This is a genomic window from Haloarcula sp. R1-2, from assembly GCF_011627385.1.
GTDB lineage: Archaea > Halobacteriota > Halobacteria > Halobacteriales > Haloarculaceae > Haloarcula > Haloarcula marismortui.
Genome location: NZ_JAANTG010000004.1, coordinates 93,150 through 110,981, shown reverse-complemented (window position 1 = coordinate 110,981; position 17,832 = coordinate 93,150). Strand labels below are relative to the sequence as shown.

The following is a 17,832-nucleotide window of genomic DNA, read 5'->3' as shown; positions in this document are numbered from 1 at the left end:
TCAGGCCTCGATGACGAACTCGAAGCTCACCCACCCGGTGACGATGACGGTCCCGTCGTACACGAGGAGGATTCGGAACCACTCCGACAGCCAGAATGGCCCACCAGCGAGGCTCGTGAGTTCGATCCCTGCGAGGATAACCGGGACGACGAGCGGGACGAGCAACACCGGCAGGAGTGATTCGTTGACCTGTGAGTTTAACGTCAGCGCGGTCAACAACACGCCGGCGGCGCTGAATCCGATTGCGGCGAGTGGGAACACGAGCGCCAGTTGGACGAGCAAGGCGGGTCCGAACGGCGTGCCGAGAAACACCGTTACAGCGACGAGTGTTACCCACCCGATTGCAGTCACGAACACTGCCGAACTACAGACCTTGCCGAGGTAAATCGCGGACCGGTCGACAGGTGCGAGCATCAGCCCCTCGATTGCGGCGTTGTCGTCCTCGACGGCGATGCCGCGGGAGAGGGCGAGCGTCGTGGCGAAGACGAGTGCGATCCACAGGCCACCGCGGGCGATGACCGCTTGCTCGTCCACGCGACGGACGAACACAAACGAGAAAATAACGACTATCAGCAGCGCCAGCACTGCCGCGCCGTTGGCCCGGCGCTTACCCCGTGCTTCGAGCAGCAGGTCTTTCGCCGCGATAGCTCGGACGACGCGCAGATACTGCCGAATCATGATTGTCGAGGTGCGTTCACGTACTGTTGTTTGATCGCGTCCGGCCCGGGACACTCGGCCGTGTCGATATCCCGGACGAGCTGTCCGCCGTCGAGCACGAGCACCCGGTCGGCGTAGCGGAACCCGCGGTCCACGTCGTGTGTCGCAAAGACGACTGTCGTCTCCTCCAGTTCGCGTAGCTGCTCCGTCACCCGCAGCAGTGACTCCTCGTCGAGCCCGGTGAACGGCTCGTCAAGCAACAACAGCGCGGGGTCATGTAGCGTCGCCCGGGCGAGTGCGAGCCGCTTTGCCATGCCGTGGGAGAACTCGCTTACGGGGTCGGTCCCTCTATCGGTGAGCCCGACAGCGTCCAGTTGGGCCTCACATCGGTTCGGGTCAACCCCGTGTAACCGGGCGTGCAGGCGAAGGTTCTCGAGGGCAGTCAGCTGTTCATACAGATACGTCTCGTGGGCGACGAACCCGAGTTCCCCGCGCTGTGTCGGCCGGTCGCGGGAGAACTCGGTGCCTTGCAGGGAAATCGTCCCCTCGCTCGGCCGGGTCAGCGTCGCCAGAAGTCTGAGTAACGTGGTCTTGCCTGACCCGTTGTGACCGAACAGAAGCACCGTCTCGCCGCGGCTCACGTCGATAGTAATCCCCTCAACACCGACCTTTGGGCCGAAATACTTTGAGACTGTAGACAGCGAGAGGAAGGCCATCACCGGAGACACGGACAGCAGATGTTTTTACCTTTTGTAATGCAAGTACGGGTATGGCAGCGGTTTCGCTTCTCGCGTCGTTTGCCGCCGGTGCCGTGACTGTCTTTACGCCGTGTTGCCTCCCGGTGCTTCCGCCGCTCCTGTCGGGGAGCGTGGGCCATCGGCTGAAACCGCTCACGATTGTCGCCGGGAGCATCGTCTCGTTTACGCTCGTCGGCCTGCTCACGGGTTATCTGGGAACGCTCACGTCCGACTCGCTTCGGGCGCCCGCGTTCCTCGTCATCATCGCCTTCGGCGCGGTCATGGCCGACGACGACCTCCACGAAGCGTACGCGGCGACCGCGTCGAAAATCTCGGGACGGGTCGACGGTATCAGCGTCCTCTCGAGTGCGGCCCACCCGCTCGCCGCCGGGTTCACGCTCGGACTCGTTATCGGGATCCTCTGGTTGCCGTGCGTCGGCCCGGTTCTGGGTGCCGTGTTGGCGTATGCGGGAACGACTGGCGATGTCTCACAGAGTGGTCTCCTGCTGTTCAGTTACGGTGCCGGATTCGGCCTCCCGATGCTCGGTGTTGCCTACGGGAGCAAGGTCGCCGGCGGACGGGTCAGAGACGCACTCCCGGGCGTCGAACAGACGGAAACGGTCCGTCGTCTCGCCGGGTATCTCTTGCTACTGAGTGGTGTCGCGCTGCTGTTCCAGCTAGACCGCGTCTTGCTCTCGAATATCTGACGCGGCAACAGCGTGGTGTCGCTGGTGTGCTATGTGGCCATTGCAGCAACACGGAGCATCAGGAACAGCATCATCACCTGCAGTGCCCCTTGGACGGTGAGCAGCGTCGCGGTACGAGCGCCGAGGGAAACAACGCGCTCGGGGTCGGGGTTCGCGCTCTGGAGTTCGCGATACGTGAGAACGTCTGTCGGCAGCACGCCGAGCAGTGCGATGCCCGCGATAGCGACTGCGACACCGAGCACGGTCCGGATCAGCGTGGTCATCGGCCACACGATCTCGTAGGTCAGCGCCATCGTGACGCCGGCGGCAATCGTCACGACTGCCAAGGTGGGCAACAGGACAATCGTCGCCGGCACGAGTCGACCCACGATCGCGTAGGCCGCTGTCGTATCACGCTCCCGCAACAGCGGCGCAACGATGAATCCATACACGAGCACGAGCGCCGTCCACGCGGTCCCAACCCAGACGTGGACGGTGCGTAACGTCGCGATTGTGCCAGTCAGGGACGCGTACCCGAACCCGACAGCAACGCAGGCTGCCAGTCCTGCACCGACGACCCCCGCGACGGTCGGTGTGCCTCGGTCGGCGACGGTATCGGGACGGTCCGGCATCGGTCTGTAGTACGTCCCGTCGATGAAAAACAAGTCGGTCGACACGCGCGGTGGTTGGCTCACGCCGTCGTCCCGCCAGCGTCCGGCGGTGAGGATGCTGGGATTGCACAACGCTCATAGGTTCGGTCGAAAAACATCCGAACAAGGCTCCCAAATCGTGAATCGAAACCAGACGCGCCGGAGAACGCTCGCATTGCTCGGGTCCGCGCTTTCGATTCCAGTCGCCGGCTGTTCGTCCGGCGGCCTGTTCGGCACCGAAACGGCAACCCCCCCTGACACCGCGACACCGACGCCCGAGCGGACAGTGCAACGAGTGCCGACGGAGTACCAGTTCCGGCGCTGGCTCCCCCCGCTGTGGACGCTCCCGTATTCGACCCCTCAGAAGGTCGGCTATCAGACCGTGAGCGTCTCCGACCTGCGGTTCGCTCGGCTTGATGCGTCAGCCGGGAACGAACTCATCGCTGACGCGGCAAGCGATGCGCGGACGGAGAACAGCGTTCCGATGGCGATGACGTACCGGACCGAGGCGCTCGAAGTCGCCGTCATCGCCCGTGGGCCGACAGCGTCCCTGCTCGAATCGTTCGAAGCACAGGGCATGACGAAGGACTCGACCGTCGACGGCTACCAGGTGTATCACCAGACCGACGAGCAGGGCGAGCGCCAGCTCACGTACATCGGCGGCAACGAATGGAGTGTCTACGTCCGGTTCAGCGGCGAGCAAGACGATGACCTCACCTCGGCGCTCCTCGATACTAGAACGGGCAACGAGCCGTCGTGGACGGGAGCCAGCCCCGAGACTCGGCCCCTGTTTTATGACGCCTACGTCGCCGCTGACGCACAGGGCGTGCTGTTCCCGTCACCGAATCCGGGCAGCTTCGAGGGCGTTGCGGGCGACCTCTACGGTGCGCTCGCGAGTACCGTCTTTCCCAACAGCAGCGAGCAGTCGTACGATACCGCGCGGATGCAGGTCACGCTCTCGTTTGCCCCCGATGCGCCCGCGCAACCCGCTGCCGTCGAAGCCGTCTATCGAGGTGCCGCAGAGTCCGCCGAACGGGAGACGTTCCGCCTGTCGTACTGGCCAGTCTTCGACGACCCGACCGTCGAGCGAGCGGGCGAGAGCACGATACGTGTCCGACAGGACGTGGATACCCAGACGCTCCGTGACGCGCAGACCTCGGAGTGAGAAGCGGCTTGGCTGCAACAGTCTAATATCGCGCTGTGTTGGCACTGGTCACTGATATCGTTCGGATGGCGATAGCGGCGTTTTCCGGTCGCTCCGAGACGCCACCGTTCGGGTAGTTCCCAGTAGCTGAGAACGCGCCAGTCCCGTTTTTCTTGGGGAGTCTAACTGGGGAGTATGGAAGAGTTCGACCACGAGGTAGACGCCCCGCGTGGCGCAACGAGTCGCGAGTGGGAGGTGTTCGTCCGCGAGGACACGGCGGACCCGCTCACTCACGTCGGCAGTGTCAGCGCGCCGTCCGTCGACATCGCCCGGGAGCAGGCCGCGTCGCTGTTCGCACGGACCGCCGTCACGCTGTGGTTGTGTCCCGCCGACAAGACCCGCCGCTACCAGACGGACGAGACGACGCTTGGGACGGGAAAGACGGGGGACGACGCTACCATGAGCGTCGACGAGATGGAATCGGAGACGCTCCGGGGTGAAAACCGATGATTTCGGTCTCGAAACTGCTCTGTGACCTCGACGCTGAGGGGGACGGGCTCCGATACGACGCGGCAAACGAGTCGACCAAACGCCAGATACGGGACAAAAAGCAGCGCCGACCCGTTGTCGTCTGGAACGTCACCAAGCAGTGCAACCTCTACTGTGACCACTGTTACGCCGCCGCCGACACGGAAATCGCCGACGGGGAGCTCTCGACTGCGGAGGGGAAAGCGCTGCTCGATGACCTCGCCGACTACGGCGCGCCGGTGGTGCTGTTCTCCGGCGGCGAGCCGCTCGTCCGGCAGGACCTCGAAGAACTGGTCGCCTACGCGAACGAGGTCGGCGTCCGACCGGTGCTTTCGACCAACGGGACACTCATCACCGAGGAACGCGCCCAGTCGCTGAAAGACGCCGGGCTGAAATACGCCGGCGTCTCCGTCGACGGCCTGCCGGAGCGAAACGACGACTTCCGCGGGGTTGACGGCGCGTTCGAGGGCGCAGTCCAGGGAATCGAGAACTGCCTCGACGCGGGCCTGAAGACGGGCCTCCGGTACACCATCACCGAGCGCAACGCCGCGGACCTAGAGGGCGTCGTTGACCTGCTAACCGACGTTGGCGTGGACCGTTTCTGCTTCTACCACCTAGATTACGGCGGCCGCGGAACTGAGATTGTCGACGCTGACCTCACGCCCGAGGCCCGCCGGGAGGCAGTGAAGCGAGTCTGTGACATGACCCGCGAGTACCACGACCGCGGGGAGGAAATCGAGACGCTACTGGTCGGGAACTACGCCGACGCGGCCTACCTCGTCGAGTACGCTCGCGAACACATGAGCGACGCGCAGGCAAAGCGGGTGTACGAGTACCTGCAGGTCAACGGCGGGGACCCGACCGGCGAACGCGTCGCCGACGTGGACTATCAGGGCAACGTCCACCTCACGCAGTTCTGGCAGGGGTACTCGCTGGGGAACGTTCGGGACCGCTCGTTCGGCGCTATCTGGGAGGACGAGTCGAACCCGCTGCTTTCGGCGCTTCGGAACCGCGAAGAGCATCTCACGGGGAAATGCGCCGACTGCCGCTACGCCGGGGTCTGCCGCGGGGCGTCCCGACTCCGGGCGCTCACCGTCGAAGACGACCTGTTCGCCCCGGACCCGCAGTGTTACCTGGAAGACACTGAGGTCCACGGGTCGCCGCCGTTCGACACCGGTGAGCACTCGGTGGCGAGCGGGAGCTCGGCCGACTGAGCCGCCAGCGTCCCACCCCATTTTAATCCCCGCCAAGCTGAGGGGCACGACTCATTCCTGCGTACCGGCAACTATCACATGCGACCGTCGATTGACGGTCGTATCGTCGGGAAACGCACGCTCAGTCTCGTGGGACAGATGGGCGTTCCTTCGGGCATTCGGCCGCCATGGACACGGCGGCCGGTTTGTTCTCTGTGAGCACTGGGGCGGACCGGGGCGTTTTTGCCCTGCCCCCCGTTATCGCCACCTGTGCAGTCGGTTGAGCTACACGCGCATTCGTCGCTGTCGTACGACGGCCGGGACCCGGTCGAGCTTCTCTTAGAGCAAGCCAGCGGCGTCGGTCTGGACGCGCTGGCCGTGACTGACCACGACGAAATCGACGCCAGCCTCCGGGCGGCCGAACTCGCCCCGGAGTACGGTCTTGTCGGGATTCCCGGGATGGAGGTCACGTGTGCCGCCGGACACGTCCTCGCTCTGGGGATTCAGGAGGCGATTCCGCCACACCTCCCGTTCGATGAGACGCTTGACCGCATCCGCGAGCAGGGCGGGCTCGCAGTCGTTCCCCATCCGTTTCAGGAGTCCCGCCACGGCGTGTTAGAACACATCTCGAAAGACGAACTCGCGACTGCCGACGCCATCGAAGTGTACAACTCGCGGCTGCTGACCGGACGGTCGAATCGACAGGCCGAGCGGTTCGCGCGACGGCGGGGGCTGCCGATGACCGCCGGCAGCGACGCCCACATCGCGGAGATGGTCGGGCAGGCGGTCACCAACGTCGGCACGGACGAGCGGACAGTCGAAGCGATTCTCGACGCCATCCGTGAGGGCAAGACGACCGTCGAGGGTAAGCGGACGCCGTGGCGAATCAGCTTCCGGCAGGCCGCCGGCGGGGCGAAGCGACGGGTCAAGAACGGCATCGCGGAGCTCCTACAGTGATGCAGGGAGCCGATGCGGACACCGTCGCCGACGCCCTCGCAAGCGACGACGCGCTCCCGGGTGCTGGCGGCTTCGCGGGCGAACTTGACGGAACGCTCGTCCGCGACGTTCTCGGACGGTACCCGCTGTTCGTGGAGCGTGCCGTTTCTGACGAGGCGCGGCTTGACCCCGGACAGTGGAGCCACGACCCGACGGCGCTGGCCGACCCGCGGTCGTTCCCCGCCGGCCATATTCGAAACGAGAGCGGGACCCAACAGCGGTGGTCGCTCCCGTCGTTGGACCCGTTCGGAGACCGTGAAACAGCTATCGAGACGGTCCGTGAGACTGTCGAGACGAGCATTGACGCTGTCGACACTGACTCTCTCGCAATCGCCTTTTCTGGCGGCGTGGACTCGGCGCTGCTCGCGGCCCGACTCGACGCGCCGCTGTACGTCGCCGGGTTCCCGGACAGCCACGATATCGAGGCGGCGCGGTCGGCCGCCGAACTGCTGGGGACCGAGGTCCGCGTGGTCGAACTCACCCACGACGCCATCGAACGGGCCGTCCCCGAGATCGCTCGCGCCACCGCACGCACGAACGCGATGGACGTACAGATAGCGCTCCCGCTGTACCTCGTCGCCGAGCGGGTCGCCGCAGACGGTTTCGACCGACTGGCGCTCGGCCAGGGAGCCGACGAGCTGTTCGGCGGCTACGCGAAAGTCGCCAAGGCTCCAGAAGACCCTCGCGTCGAGGCCGACACCGTCCGCGGGGCTCAGCGGGAGGTCATCGCCTCGCTCCCCGACCAACTGGAGCGGGACGTGCTCGCCTTGCGGGCCGCCGGCGTCGAGCCGGTAACGCCGCTGTTACACGACCGCGTTATTGGTGCCGCGCTCCGACTGGACGGCGACCTGCTCGTCGACGGCGAGACGCGAAAGGTCGCGCTCCGGGCGGCGGCCCGGGAATCGCTCCCGGACGAGATTGCGGACCGGGATAAAAAGGCCGCTCAGTACGGCTCGCTTGCCGCCCGAGAACTCGACCGGCTGGCGCGACAGGCCGGCTACAAGCGTCGGATGGACGACCACGTCACCCAGTACGTCGAATCGCTCGTGGAGTGAGCCGCGGCTACGCCTCGCGGACGGATTCGATTGCTCGCTGGCCGACCTCGACGACATCTGCCGGGAGTTCCTCACTTCGGGCCTGTAACTCATCAGCAGAGAACCATTCCCAGTCGTCAGCTGGCTGTTCGCCCGGCCCCGGTGTGATGTCGCGGCTGTCCGTCCGGCCATAGAAGATGAAGTCGATGTGCTGGTGGCCGACATCGCCCTCTGCGTTGACGTTGATGTCCTCGAGCAGGAAATGCTGTGGCTGGGGCATCGACTGAACAGTCTCGCTCTCGATGTCCTGTTGTGGTGCGATGAGGTCCACATCGAGGCCCAATTCCTCTCGGGTCTCGCGCAGCGCGGCCTCGTGAGGGAGTTCGTCGCGGTCGATGTGGCCGCCAGCGGGCAGCCACATATCGAGCTTACTGTGCTCGTGGAGCGCGACGGAGCCGTCACTGACAACGTAGACGGTGGCGACAAAATGCCGAGTGGTCTCCATACCGATGGAACGGCACAATCGGTGGTTTAGGTTACGATACCGATTAGGGGTGGATGTTGTCCTCTGCTTCCAGCAGTTCGTGGTAGCGGTTGCGGATGGTAACCTCGGAGATGTTGGCGACTTCGCTGACCTGACTCTGGGTCACCTTCTCATTGGTGAGCAGTGAAGCGGCGTACACCGCCGCAGCGGCGAGGCCGACCGGGGACTTCCCGGAGTGGACGCCCTCTTGCTTGGCGTTCTGGAGGAGCTGGCGGGCGCGCCGTTCGACCTCCTCCGAGAGGTCGAGGTCCGACGCGAACCGCGGGACGTAGCTCTCGGGGTCGGCCGGCTGGATTTCGAGGCTGAGTTCCCGGACGACGTAGCGGTAGGTCCGCGCGATCTCGTCTTTCTCGACGCGGGACACGCCTGCAATCTCGTCGAGCGACCGCGGCGTGCCGGCCTGGCGCGCGGCGGCGTACAGTGACGCCGTCGAGACGCCTTCGATGGAACGGCCGGGCAGCAGGTCCTCGTCCAGTGCGCGACGATAGATGACGCTAGCCGTTTCGCGGACGTTCTCTGGCAGTCCGAGCGCCGAAGCCATCCGGTCAATCTCACCGAGGGCCTGTTTGAGGTTGCGTTCCTTGGAGTCGCGGGTGCGGAACCGCTCGTTCCAGGTCCGCAGACGCTGCATCTTCTCGCGCTGGCGCGAGGACAGGGAGTTGCCGTAGGCGTCCTTGTCCTGCCAGCCGATGTTCGTCGAGAGGCCCTTGTCGTGCATCATGTTCGTCGTCGGCGCGCCGACGCGGGACTTCTCGTCTTTCTCTTTCGAATCGAACGCGCGCCACTCGGGACCGGGGTCGATCTCGTCTTCTTCGACGACTAGCCCACAGTCTTCACACACCGTTTCACCGCGCTCGCTGTCGGAGAGTAACGCACCGCTACACTCCGGACAGACGAGTGACTCCGACTCCTCTTCCTCCGTCTGCTCTGTCTCCGTCTCGCGCTCGTTCGAGTATCGGCGGATGCTGGTATCGGTCATTTGTTGGGGGGTGGGACAACCGGGTATCGTACCCGAAAAACGTGTTGTAACCAATTGTTGTATCTACGGCGACTTAAAAGTTTTGTCTGTTTCAGAAGTCCAATTTTCGGAACGGAAAACAAGAGTTGGCAAATCTTGTGTATTCCCTTCACTAATTGTTAATTAGTCTATAAGTCTGGCCGGTGTTTCGAAACGCTTACCGCGCATCCAGCACTCCGCCCCGACATGAGCGACCCCGCCGTCGATCCCGAGGAGGTCAAGCACGTCGCCGACCTCGCCCGTGTCGACCTCGCAGACGACGAGATCGAACGGTTCACTGAGCAATTTGCCGACATTCTCGACGCGTTCGAAGCGCTCGACGATGTCCCCGAGACGGAACGGGAGGCCGAACTTTCGAACGTGATGCGCCCCGACGAGACACGAGAGAGCCTCTCGCAAGAGGAGGCGCTCCAGAACGCCAGCGACACCGAAGAAGGGCAGTTCAAGGGGCCGAAGGTGTCGTAAATGACGGAGTACAACGGCTACGTCACCGACGAGACCATCGAGGGCGCGGATGACGGCCCGCTGGCGGGCAAGACCGTCGCGGTCAAGGACAACATCTCCACCGAGGGCGTCCGGACGACCTGTGGCTCGGCGATGCTTGAAGACTACGTGCCGCCGTACGACGCGACGGTCGTCGAGCGGCTGAAAGACGCCGGCGCGACCATCCCCGGCAAGACGAACATGGACGAGTTTGGGATGGGGACGACCACCGAAACGTCAGCGTTCGGGGCCGTCGAGAACCCCGCCGCTGAAGGCCGCGTGCCGGGCGGCTCCTCCGGCGGATCGGCTGCTGTCGTCGCCGCTGGCGACGCTGACCTCGCACTCGGAAGCGACACTGGCGGTTCTATCCGCTGCCCGGCCGCTTTTTGTGGCGTCGTCGGCATCAAGCCGACCTACGGGCTGGTTTCCCGGTACGGCCTCATCGCCTACGCTAACAGCCTCGAACAGATCGGTCCCATCGCGCCGTCTGTTGAGGGCGCTGCGGAACTGCTGGATGTCATCGCCGGGCCCGACGAACACGACGCGACGACGCAGGAAGCGCCCGAGGCCGACGGCTCCTACGCAGCGGCCGCCGACGGTGACGTCGACGGACTCTCTATCGGCGTTCCGACGGAACTGCTTGACGGGGCTGACGAAGCGGTCGTCGAGACGTTCTGGGACGCAATGGACGACCTCGAAGCCCAGGGCGCGAGCTACCACGAGGTCGACCTCCCGTCAGTGGAACACGCCGTTGAGGCGTACTACGTCATCGCCATGTCCGAGGCGTCCTCAAACCTCGCGCGGTTCGACGGCGTCCGCTACGGCCAATCGGGCGGCTACGACGGCAACTGGAACGAGTCCTTCGCGAACGCCCGCGAACAGGGCTTCGGCGAGGAGGTCAAGCGCCGGATTCTCCTCGGGACGTACGCCCTCTCAGCGGGCTACCACGACAAGTACTACAAGAAAGCACAGGACGCCCGCGCGTGGGTCAAACAGGACTTCGACGAGGCGCTTGACGATGCCGACGTGCTCGCCTCGCCGACGATGCCCGTCCCGCCGATGAAACGCGGCGAAAGCCTCGACGACCCGCTCACGATGTATCTGGCCGACGCCAACACGACGCCGGTGAACCTTGCAAACCTTCCGGCTATCTCCGTTCCCGCTGGCGAAACCGACGATGGACTGCCGGTCGGGCTCCAGTTGGTCGGGCCGGCGTTCGGTGAACGCGAAATTATCCGGGCCGGCAGCGCACTGGCATAAGCACGCGAGTAAGCAATCATCCGAGCCGATGGCCTGAGGCTGGGGCCGAACCCTCCGTACACTTTTTGTTCGTCATGACGAACAGACAATTATGCCTTCCCTCCTGTCCACTACGTGGTCCCTCCGCGCACGCCTCCTCGCGCTCGTAGTGGGACTTGTTGTGTTCGACGCCGTGGCTGTCGCCGTCGCGTACGTGCTGGGTCATGTTGCTTTTGGCCTCCTGCCGCTGGTCGGGTACGACACCGGGACGCTGTTCTGGACGATGGGGTTCGATATCGTGCCGCTGTGGCCCGTTATCCTCGTCGGGACGCCGCTCGTCCTCGCCGTCCAGTCCATCTACGGCTACCGGATGACGCTCCGGGGTGCTGGGACAACTGCAACGGAATCCAGAGCATCCGATCCCGAGTCCATCGATGAGATGCGGGCGGAGGTACGGCGCAGCGAAACCACCGACCGCCTCCAAGGGCGAGTGGCTCGGTTAGCACAGACGGTAGACATGGCGACACCGGACGTGACGGTTATCGACGCCGAAGCGCCCAACAGCTACGTCGCCAGCCGGCCCGGCGAGCAGACGCTGTTCGTGACCACGGCGCTCGTCGACCGACTCGACGACGCGGAACTCGACGCCGTCATCGCCCACGAACTGGCCCACCTCAAGAACGGCGACGCGTTCGTCATGACTGCGGCCGCGTTCCTCCCGACCGTCAGCGCGCTGTTTACTCGCACGCTCGGGAAGACAGTGCAGTACTCGGGGCTTTGTCACTGGTTCCTCGGCGGTGAGGACCGGGACGGGACGTGGTTCGCTGGCGGGAACATTCAAATTGTGATGCTGCTCTTTGCTGTCATTGCGATACCGGTCACGGCGACGCTGTATCTCGCTAGCACGGCCTGCTACCGGCTGTTGTCCAGAATCCGGGAGTACGCTGCAGACGCAGGCGGTGTCGCTATCTGTGGCTCCCCGGCGGCACTTGCCAGCGCGCTGGAGACGCTGACAGACAGTCAGCGCCCGGACACAGACATCCGAACCGCCGAGACCGGCGTCCGAGAACTCTGTGTGGTTCCCTACGCCATTGCGCCCGACGAGCAAACTCCGCCAGAGGGACGGGCCGAACGCCTCGCTCGCCGCTGGCAGAGCGTCACCGAGCGGCTGCTGCCCGGGTCGCATCCAGCCGTCGACGACCGCATCGATGCCCTGACGGAGCGACAGTCCACCCTCGACCAGCACGAGCAGCCGTGACGAATGGGTACAGTTTACTCGCCCGCGGCCCGAGAGAGCGTATGAGCGACGACGACGGGCGATTGAGCTGGCTCCACTGGCCGACGGTCCTGAAGGGGCTGGCCCTGGGCATCGGGGCCGGCCTGATACTGGCCGTGTCACTGGGGGATTTCTATCTCGGAATGCTGCTTGGAACGCTCAACGGGCTCGCGTTCGGTATCGGCTGGTCGCACTCGCGGGCCTGAGTTGCGTGACTCAGACGCTGTGCCGATGACAGCTACAGCACGCTGTCGTACACGTCGGCCAGTTTGTCGATGGCGTGCTCGACGCTAATAATATCGCGCCGGGCGAGACAGCGCTCTCGAAGATGTTCCTGCTCGTCGAGGACGCGCTCGATAGCTCGACGGAAGCCGTCGATATCGCCTTCGTCGTAGGTGTAGCCGGTTTCGCCGTCCTCGATAGTGTCGCTGAGTGCGCCAGCGTCGACACCGGCGACGGGCGTCCCACAGCAGTTTGCCTCCAGCGCGACCAGACCCTGCGTCTCGACGGGGCTGGGGAACGCGAACACGTCGAGCGTCGAGTACAGTTCGGGGAGCTCCACGCGGTCTAAAAAGCCGAGAAAGCGCACGTCGGCGTCGCTGTGCTCGGCCGTCGCTTCGAGTGACTCGCGGGCCGGCCCGTCACCGGCGAACACGACGGTCACGTCCAGCCCCTCGCAGGCGGTGATGATGTCCTCCAAGCATTTCTCGTAGCCGTGGCGGCCGGTGTAGCCGACGATAGGGCCGTCAGGGAGGTCATAGCGCTCCCGGAACGCAGTTGTGTCGACCGGTTCGAACGCGGTCGTGTCGACGCCGTTCGGAACGACGGTCACTGTCGTATCGAGGCCAATAGACTCCCGGAGATGGGTCGCTGCGCGCTCGCTTGGCGCGATAACGGTGTCGGCACGGCCCAGGAACCAGCGTTCGTAGCTCTCGGCGCTGGAGCGGACCGCTGACTCGACAGCGCCGTTGAACGAGACGTACTCGGCGTACTCGCTCGTGGGCGTGTGATACGACGCGACGAACGGGATGTCGAGTTTCCCTGCGAGTCGCTGGCCCGCCATCCCGAGGCTGAATGGCGTGTGGGCGTGGACCAGTTCGGCGTCCCGGACGCCCTTCGGTATCTGTGGCATCCCGAGCCGAAACCCCTCGTAGAACGGGAATGGAAGGCTCCGGACGGGGTATTCGTTTTCGGATGAGTCGTGGTCGCTTTTCGGATAGACCACGTCCATGCGACCGCCGCGGTCGCGCCAGCGGTCCCGCCACGTCTCGACCGTGTAGGTCACCCCATTGACGGTCGGGAGGTACGTGTCGGTAAACGTCGCGACGTGCGGCAGTGCCATCGCCGCGGCGTAGCAGGACCAGGGCTTAAACCGTTGCCATTGGCAAGCCACACGTCAGACGACTGTCACCAGAGCACAGGCGCCAGAGCGCTTTTCAGGCACCGTGGTGGATTGTGGGTAATGGACCGGGACGGCTGGCTGTACGCCTGGGCACTCGCGTCGGTTGCGCTGGGTGGGGGCTCACTGCTTGTTCCGCTGTATTTCGTCGCCATCGGCGGCGAGACGTTCATGCTGGGCGTTCTCGCCGGGGTGGCCGCCGCCGCGGGTGCGCCGGGCGCACTCATCTTCGGACGCATCGCAGACAAAACGGGGAAGCGTCGGTCGCTCGTCCTCCTCGCACTGGGGTTGGCGACCCTTGCGCTGGTGCTTGTCTCGCTTACTGAGGAGCCGTGGCTTGTCATCGCCGGTAACGGCCTGCTATGGTTCGCAGCGGGCGCTGTCGCGCCGGTACTGACGCTGCTTGTCACCGCAGGGACCGTCGAACGGGACTGGCCGGCGCGGTTCGCTGTATTGAACCGCTATCAGGGCTGGGGCTGGGCCGGTGGGTTAGTCCTCGGGCTCGTGTGGACGGCGTTACTCTCTGGACCACTTGGAGAGATTGCCGCCCAGCAGTCGCTGCTGTGGCTGTGTGCGGCTGCCGTCGGCCTGTCGGCGTTTCTCGCAGCGAAGTGGCTTCCGCCCGACCCCACGGAACTCGACCGTCCGCGGGCCAGCCGGGTGGCACGGGCTATCGCCCGGTCGCGTCGACTGCCGGTCCGGAGCGCAACGTTCCCGGTCGGTCAGGGCCGACTGTACTGGCTCACGCGGTCGCTACACCCCCGAGAGGTCGCGGCCCGGTTCTCCCCGGCACTGACAATCTACTTTGGCGCTGTCATCGTCTTCTTCGTCGGTTTCGGCGTGTTCTGGGGACCGTTGCCGCTGTATCTCTCGCGGACGCTCGGCTACGAATCGGGACTCGTCTTCGCGCTGTATCTCGTCTCCAGCGTCGGCTCGGCGCTGTGGTACGACCGTGCTGGCGCACTCGCTGAACGCTACAGCCCGAGCGGGCTCCAAGTCGGGGGCCTGCTCGCCCGCGCGGCGCTCCATCCGGCTGTTGCCGCTGTGGGACTGCTCCTCCCGGCCACGCTCGTCGGCACAGCGGTCAACGGTGTCGTGTTCGCCCTCATCGGCGTCGCCTGGGCCGTCATCGCCGTCACCGCGGCCAGCGTCGTCACCCAGCTCGCACCGCCGGCGATCCGCGGCGAGGCGCTCGGGCTGTACACCGCTATCTCCGGGCTCGCGAGCGGTGTCGGGTCGATACTCGGCGGCTGGCTCGGGGGCTACGACTTCCTGCTCGCGTTCGGCGTCGCCGGCGCGCTGGTGCTGGTCGGCGCGGTGCTAGTCGCGGTCGTCTGGCGGCGCTCATCAACGATATCTGTCAACAGCGAACCGCTCTCAGCGTAACAACTGTCCGCTTCGAACGACCCTCAGGCTAGCTCTTCGTACGTCTCGACAAGCCGCCGGCTGACCCGGTCTAAGCTGTGTTCTCTGGCCGTCTGTCTTGCGTTCTCACCAAGCCGCTCCCGCAGGTCGGGGTCCTCGGCGAGGCGCTCCAGCGCTTCGCGGAACTCGGCCTCGTCCGCGCAAATGAGACAGTCGTGACCGTCCTCGTAGTACTCCCGGAACACCGGAATGTCCGAGAGGACGACCGCCTTCCCGCAGGCCATCGCCTCTAGCACGGCGATGCCCTGATTCTCGGCCTTCGTCGGGAACAGGTACACGTCGCCGGCCCCGAAGGCACCACGAATGTCCTCGACCCACCCGGTAAAAGTCACGTTCTCAGGCGGGTTGTTCACCCACCGGGAGACGGTCTTTGAGGCCTGTGGCCCGGCGTCGTAGGGGCCAAACCACGCGAAGTCGTGCTCCGTCTCCTGGGCGAGTTCACAGAACGTCGTCAGCCCCTTGCGTTCAAAGACGTTTCCGACAGCGAAAACCACCATCCCATCCAGGTCGTAGCGCCGCCGGTAGTCCTCTCGCATATCCTCGTAGCCCGCCAGTGCGTCGATGTCGACGCCGTTTGTCATCGGCCGTATCGGCGCGTCGACTGGGTACGATTCGAGGATACCTTTCGTGTATTCAGAGGGACAGAGGACGAGGTCGGCCTGGGAGTAAAACCACCGGAGGTAGCGGCCCAGAACCGGCGCGATCAGGTTCGACCCGCGGAAGCTATCCCGGAAATCCTCGCGGGTGACGTGAGCGTGGAGGACGAGCGGGATGTCTGCCTGCGCCGCGTACCGGGCCACGGCAACGGAGCCCGGCCCGATCATGTTGCAGTGGGCGATGTCAAACTCGCGGAACATCGGGTCGTTGAACGCGATATTGCCCCCCAGCGCCCATGCCGGGTGCCCCTCCTGCCAGGGCGTCGTCTCGACCTCAATGTCGGTCTCGGACAGCGCCGCCCGCTGGTGGTCTACGGCGGTGCCGATGCCCGACCGGTCGAGGCGGTCGGCCAGTTCGAGATAGTTCAGGACGCGCACGTCTCGGGGCTCTCTGGCCGGGCCGAAAATCCTATCGACTTTCCCTGTGAGGGGCAGTGCTTGCGTCCCACACAAAAGTTCAGAACAGCCAGAAAGTACCCAAAGCATGATATCGAAGCTGCTAGCTCGTTCGGAAGGCATTTTCCCGCCGCCGACCCAGTACCGCCAATGACGGACGAGGCGACCATCGCCCGCGAGCGTATCGAGCGCCTCCAGTCGCTCGCTCGCGAGGCCGTTCAGGCCGGTAACGAGGAGCGCGCCCGGTCGTACGTCCGACGCGCTCGGCGCGTCGCCGAACGCCACCGCCTGCGCCTGCCACGGTCGTTCGAGCGGTCGACGTGTGACGCCTGTGATACGTACCTCCTCCACGGACACAACGCCCGGTCTCGAACCCAGGCCGGCCACGTCGTCATCACGTGCGACTGTGGGTCACAGTCCCGCTATCCGTATGACTGAGGATTCTTTACGACTACTGGTTTTAAGAGGCTGTCCTCGCTAAACGGTGTACATGAGTGATTCTTCTCGACAGTCGCGGATACACGACCTCGACGCGACGCTTCGCGTCGGCAAACACGGCATCGAATCCGTCGCAGACGAACTCGACGACCAACTGGAGAACACAGACCTCGTGAAGGTGAAGTTCCTCCGGTCGTCCCGGGGCGGCACAACAGCCGAGGAACTCGCCGACGACCTTGCTGAGATGGTCAACGCCAGTGTGATTCAGGTGCGGGGCCACACCGCGGTGTTCGAGAAATGATGCAGGTCCAGCCACTCGCCGACCTGCTCGAAGGCTTTGGCGTGCCAGCCGCCGGCTCTATCGCCTCGGCGGTGGTTTTCGTCGTCGTCTTCGTCCTCGTCTACATCCTTGGGAAGGCGATTGTCCTGCCCATCGTCGACCGCTCGCTCAAGTCGCGCGACCTCGATACCCACGCTCGGCAACCGCTGAAGAAGGTCGTCAGCATCGGTATCGTGTTCGTCGCCATCTCCGTCGCCTTCGGGATGGCCGAATACGGGAACTTCCTGCAGTCGCTGGCGACCATCGCCGCGGCGGCGACGCTGGCCATCGGCTTCGCGATGCAGGACGTTATTTCGAACTTTGTCGCCGGCGTGTTCATCTACACTGACAAGCCGTTCCGGATCGGCGACTGGATAGAGTGGGACGGCAACTCCGGCGTCGTCGAGGACATTAGCCTTCGAGTCACCCGCGTCCGGACCTTCGACAACGAACTGCTGACCGTGCCGAACTCGAATCTAACCGATGGCGTCATCAAGAACCCTGTCGCCAAGGACCAGCTCCGCTTGAAGTTCGTGTTCGGCATCGACTACGACGACGACATCGACGAAGCGACTGAAATCATTCTCGACGAGGCTAGGGAACACCCAGAAATAATGGACGACCCTGAGCCATCCGTTCGCCTCGTTGAACTCGGTGATTCCTCTGTCGGACTGCAGTCACGTATCTGGATCAAGAACCCGAGTCGGTCCGACTTCGTCAAGACGCGCGCCGAATACGTCAAGTCGGTCAAGCAACGCTTCGACGCCGAGGACATCAACATGCCGTACCCGAACCGGACCATCGGCGGCGGGCTGGAGATGACCGGGTTCGACGGCGTCGTGGAACCAGCCGACGACTGATCTGCCGCTGGCGCAACCTCGTCGTCAGGGACTGCAACACACCGACCTACACCGACGTTTTGCGGTCTGTGTGACGTTAGATGCGGTGCGGAATCGCCGTTCCGATTCTTCGTCTTCGTTTCACGCAAAATACGATGGGCACCTCACTGTTGGT

General features: G+C 64.6%; 21 protein-coding genes. 14 read left to right on the top strand and 7 right to left on the bottom strand.

Going from position 1 to position 17,832, the window contains the following annotated elements; genetic code table 11:
• Both G9C82_RS16665 and ccmA read right to left on the bottom strand, forming a co-directional pair.
• Positions 1 to 678 (bottom strand): heme exporter protein CcmB, encoded by a 678-nt coding sequence (locus tag G9C82_RS16665; protein WP_127014709.1) that lies wholly within the window; start codon positions 676 to 678, stop codon positions 1 to 3.
• Entirely contained in the window at positions 675 to 1,373 is a 699-nt protein-coding gene (gene ccmA / locus G9C82_RS16660; protein WP_127014708.1) for a heme ABC exporter ATP-binding protein CcmA, read from the bottom strand. The genes G9C82_RS16665 and ccmA overlap by 4 nt, the downstream gene beginning before the upstream one ends.
• Before the next feature lie 53 nt (positions 1,374 to 1,426).
• On the opposite strand from ccmA, the gene G9C82_RS16655 reads away from it, so the two are divergent.
• Positions 1,427 to 2,101 (top strand): cytochrome c biogenesis CcdA family protein, encoded by a 675-nt coding sequence (locus G9C82_RS16655; protein ID WP_004956939.1) that lies wholly within the window; start codon positions 1,427 to 1,429, stop codon positions 2,099 to 2,101.
• Positions 2,102 to 2,130: 29 nt separating this feature from the next.
• On the opposite strand, the gene G9C82_RS16650 is transcribed toward G9C82_RS16655, so the two are convergent.
• Positions 2,131 to 2,775, bottom strand: coding sequence for a hypothetical protein (locus G9C82_RS16650; RefSeq protein ID WP_241244128.1), 645 nt, complete (start codon positions 2,773 to 2,775; stop codon positions 2,131 to 2,133).
• Between the two features lie 94 nt (positions 2,776 to 2,869).
• On the opposite strand from G9C82_RS16650, the gene G9C82_RS16645 reads away from it, so the two are divergent.
• The 5 genes from G9C82_RS16645 to G9C82_RS16625 all read left to right on the top strand — a co-directional run bounded on the left by G9C82_RS16645 (position 2,870) and on the right by G9C82_RS16625 (position 7,646).
• Positions 2,870 to 3,895, top strand: coding sequence for a hypothetical protein (locus G9C82_RS16645; protein WP_127014707.1), 1,026 nt, complete (start codon positions 2,870 to 2,872; stop codon positions 3,893 to 3,895).
• Between the two features lie 174 nt (positions 3,896 to 4,069).
• Positions 4,070 to 4,384, top strand: a complete 315-nt coding sequence (locus tag G9C82_RS16640) for an Htur_1727 family rSAM-partnered candidate RiPP (RefSeq protein ID WP_007187748.1) — start codon at positions 4,070 to 4,072, stop codon at positions 4,382 to 4,384.
• Complete coding sequence (locus G9C82_RS16635; protein ID WP_127014706.1) at positions 4,381 to 5,616, top strand: TIGR04347 family pseudo-SAM/SPASM protein; 1,236 nt, start codon at positions 4,381 to 4,383, stop codon at positions 5,614 to 5,616. Before G9C82_RS16640 ends, G9C82_RS16635 begins: the two co-directional genes overlap by 4 nt.
• A gap of 249 nt (positions 5,617 to 5,865) precedes the next feature.
• Entirely contained in the window at positions 5,866 to 6,552 is a 687-nt protein-coding gene (locus G9C82_RS16630) for a PHP domain-containing protein (protein ID WP_004956929.1), read from the top strand.
• On the top strand, positions 6,552 to 7,646 hold the full coding sequence (locus G9C82_RS16625; protein ID WP_127014705.1) for an asparagine synthase C-terminal domain-containing protein: 1,095 nt from the start codon (positions 6,552 to 6,554) through the stop codon (positions 7,644 to 7,646). The genes G9C82_RS16630 and G9C82_RS16625 overlap by 1 nt, the downstream gene beginning before the upstream one ends.
• A gap of 7 nt (positions 7,647 to 7,653) precedes the next feature.
• Here the strand turns inward: G9C82_RS16625 and G9C82_RS16620 are convergent, their stop codons facing one another.
• Both G9C82_RS16620 and G9C82_RS16615 read right to left on the bottom strand, forming a co-directional pair.
• Positions 7,654 to 8,130 (bottom strand): NUDIX hydrolase, encoded by a 477-nt coding sequence (locus tag G9C82_RS16620; RefSeq protein WP_011223578.1) that lies wholly within the window; start codon positions 8,128 to 8,130, stop codon positions 7,654 to 7,656.
• 43 nt (positions 8,131 to 8,173) lie between these two features.
• Positions 8,174 to 9,148 carry a transcription initiation factor IIB family protein gene (locus G9C82_RS16615; RefSeq protein WP_004591831.1) on the bottom strand — a complete coding sequence of 325 codons (975 nt, stop codon included), beginning with the start codon at positions 9,146 to 9,148 and terminating at the stop codon, positions 8,174 to 8,176.
• Positions 9,149 to 9,373: 225 nt separating this feature from the next.
• Here G9C82_RS16615 and gatC point away from each other — a divergent pair, with 225 nt between their 5' ends.
• The 4 genes from gatC (at position 9,374) to G9C82_RS16595 (ending at position 12,391) form a co-directional block, all read left to right on the top strand.
• Complete coding sequence (gatC, locus tag G9C82_RS16610) at positions 9,374 to 9,652, top strand: Asp-tRNA(Asn)/Glu-tRNA(Gln) amidotransferase subunit GatC (protein WP_004956920.1); 279 nt, start codon at positions 9,374 to 9,376, stop codon at positions 9,650 to 9,652.
• Positions 9,653 to 10,930 (top strand): Asp-tRNA(Asn)/Glu-tRNA(Gln) amidotransferase subunit GatA, encoded by a 1,278-nt coding sequence (gatA, locus tag G9C82_RS16605; RefSeq protein WP_007187744.1) that lies wholly within the window; start codon positions 9,653 to 9,655, stop codon positions 10,928 to 10,930.
• A 91-nt stretch (positions 10,931 to 11,021) separates the two neighbouring features.
• On the top strand, positions 11,022 to 12,167 hold the full coding sequence (locus G9C82_RS16600; RefSeq protein WP_127014704.1) for a M48 family metallopeptidase: 1,146 nt from the start codon (positions 11,022 to 11,024) through the stop codon (positions 12,165 to 12,167).
• A 41-nt stretch (positions 12,168 to 12,208) separates the two neighbouring features.
• Entirely contained in the window at positions 12,209 to 12,391 is a 183-nt protein-coding gene (locus G9C82_RS16595) for a hypothetical protein (RefSeq protein WP_004956911.1), read from the top strand.
• A gap of 32 nt (positions 12,392 to 12,423) precedes the next feature.
• Here G9C82_RS16595 and G9C82_RS16590 read toward each other — a convergent pair whose 3' ends face one another.
• Positions 12,424 to 13,527 (bottom strand): glycosyltransferase family 4 protein, encoded by a 1,104-nt coding sequence (locus G9C82_RS16590; RefSeq protein WP_004956905.1) that lies wholly within the window; start codon positions 13,525 to 13,527, stop codon positions 12,424 to 12,426.
• Here G9C82_RS16590 and G9C82_RS16585 point away from each other — a divergent pair.
• Positions 13,513 to 14,970 carry an MFS transporter gene (locus tag G9C82_RS16585; RefSeq protein ID WP_277601738.1) on the top strand — a complete coding sequence of 486 codons (1,458 nt, stop codon included), beginning with the start codon at positions 13,513 to 13,515 and terminating at the stop codon, positions 14,968 to 14,970. The genes G9C82_RS16590 and G9C82_RS16585 overlap by 15 nt on opposite strands.
• 23 nt (positions 14,971 to 14,993) lie before the next feature.
• On the opposite strand, the gene G9C82_RS16580 is transcribed toward G9C82_RS16585, so the two are convergent.
• Entirely contained in the window at positions 14,994 to 16,043 is a 1,050-nt protein-coding gene (locus G9C82_RS16580; RefSeq protein WP_127014702.1) for a glycosyltransferase family 4 protein, read from the bottom strand.
• 168 nt (positions 16,044 to 16,211) lie between these two features.
• Between G9C82_RS16580 and G9C82_RS16575 the strand changes: the two genes are divergently transcribed.
• From G9C82_RS16575 to G9C82_RS16565, 3 genes are read left to right on the top strand one after another with little or no spacing between them, the layout of a single operon-like run.
• Positions 16,212 to 16,499 carry a ribonuclease P protein component 4 gene (locus G9C82_RS16575; RefSeq protein ID WP_004956898.1) on the top strand — a complete coding sequence of 96 codons (288 nt, stop codon included), beginning with the start codon at positions 16,212 to 16,214 and terminating at the stop codon, positions 16,497 to 16,499.
• 52 nt (positions 16,500 to 16,551) lie between these two features.
• Positions 16,552 to 16,800: a YhbY family RNA-binding protein gene (locus G9C82_RS16570; protein ID WP_004956895.1), complete on the top strand. Its 249-nt coding sequence runs from the start codon at positions 16,552 to 16,554 to the stop codon at positions 16,798 to 16,800.
• Positions 16,800 to 17,678 carry a mechanosensitive ion channel family protein gene (locus tag G9C82_RS16565; protein WP_004956892.1) on the top strand — a complete coding sequence of 293 codons (879 nt, stop codon included), beginning with the start codon at positions 16,800 to 16,802 and terminating at the stop codon, positions 17,676 to 17,678. The genes G9C82_RS16570 and G9C82_RS16565 overlap by 1 nt, the downstream gene beginning before the upstream one ends.
• The last annotated feature ends 154 nt before the right edge of the window (positions 17,679 to 17,832 follow it).

What these genes read in the sequence shown, in the direction of transcription:
- G9C82_RS16665 (WP_127014709.1), bottom strand. Translation starts at nt 678, where the DNA reads ATGATTCGGCAGTATCTGCGCGTCGTCCGAGCTATCGCGGCGAAAGAC.
- ccmA (WP_127014708.1), bottom strand. Translation starts at nt 1,373, where the DNA reads ATGGCCTTCCTCTCGCTGTCTACAGTCTCAAAGTATTTCGGCCCAAAG.
- G9C82_RS16655 (WP_004956939.1), top strand. Translation starts at nt 1,427, where the DNA reads ATGGCAGCGGTTTCGCTTCTCGCGTCGTTTGCCGCCGGTGCCGTGACT.
- G9C82_RS16640 (WP_007187748.1), top strand. Translation starts at nt 4,070, where the DNA reads ATGGAAGAGTTCGACCACGAGGTAGACGCCCCGCGTGGCGCAACGAGT.
- G9C82_RS16635 (WP_127014706.1), top strand. Translation starts at nt 4,381, where the DNA reads ATGATTTCGGTCTCGAAACTGCTCTGTGACCTCGACGCTGAGGGGGAC.
- G9C82_RS16625 (WP_127014705.1), top strand. Translation starts at nt 6,552, where the DNA reads ATGCAGGGAGCCGATGCGGACACCGTCGCCGACGCCCTCGCAAGCGAC.
- G9C82_RS16620 (WP_011223578.1), bottom strand. Translation starts at nt 8,130, where the DNA reads ATGGAGACCACTCGGCATTTTGTCGCCACCGTCTACGTTGTCAGTGAC.
- G9C82_RS16615 (WP_004591831.1), bottom strand. Translation starts at nt 9,148, where the DNA reads ATGACCGATACCAGCATCCGCCGATACTCGAACGAGCGCGAGACGGAG.
- gatC (WP_004956920.1), top strand. Translation starts at nt 9,374, where the DNA reads ATGAGCGACCCCGCCGTCGATCCCGAGGAGGTCAAGCACGTCGCCGAC.
- gatA (WP_007187744.1), top strand. Translation starts at nt 9,653, where the DNA reads ATGACGGAGTACAACGGCTACGTCACCGACGAGACCATCGAGGGCGCG.
- G9C82_RS16600 (WP_127014704.1), top strand. Translation starts at nt 11,022, where the DNA reads ATGCCTTCCCTCCTGTCCACTACGTGGTCCCTCCGCGCACGCCTCCTC.
- G9C82_RS16595 (WP_004956911.1), top strand. Translation starts at nt 12,209, where the DNA reads ATGAGCGACGACGACGGGCGATTGAGCTGGCTCCACTGGCCGACGGTC.
- G9C82_RS16590 (WP_004956905.1), bottom strand. Translation starts at nt 13,527, where the DNA reads ATGGCACTGCCGCACGTCGCGACGTTTACCGACACGTACCTCCCGACC.
- G9C82_RS16575 (WP_004956898.1), top strand. Translation starts at nt 16,212, where the DNA reads ATGACGGACGAGGCGACCATCGCCCGCGAGCGTATCGAGCGCCTCCAG.
- G9C82_RS16570 (WP_004956895.1), top strand. Translation starts at nt 16,552, where the DNA reads ATGAGTGATTCTTCTCGACAGTCGCGGATACACGACCTCGACGCGACG.
- G9C82_RS16565 (WP_004956892.1), top strand. Translation starts at nt 16,800, where the DNA reads ATGCAGGTCCAGCCACTCGCCGACCTGCTCGAAGGCTTTGGCGTGCCA.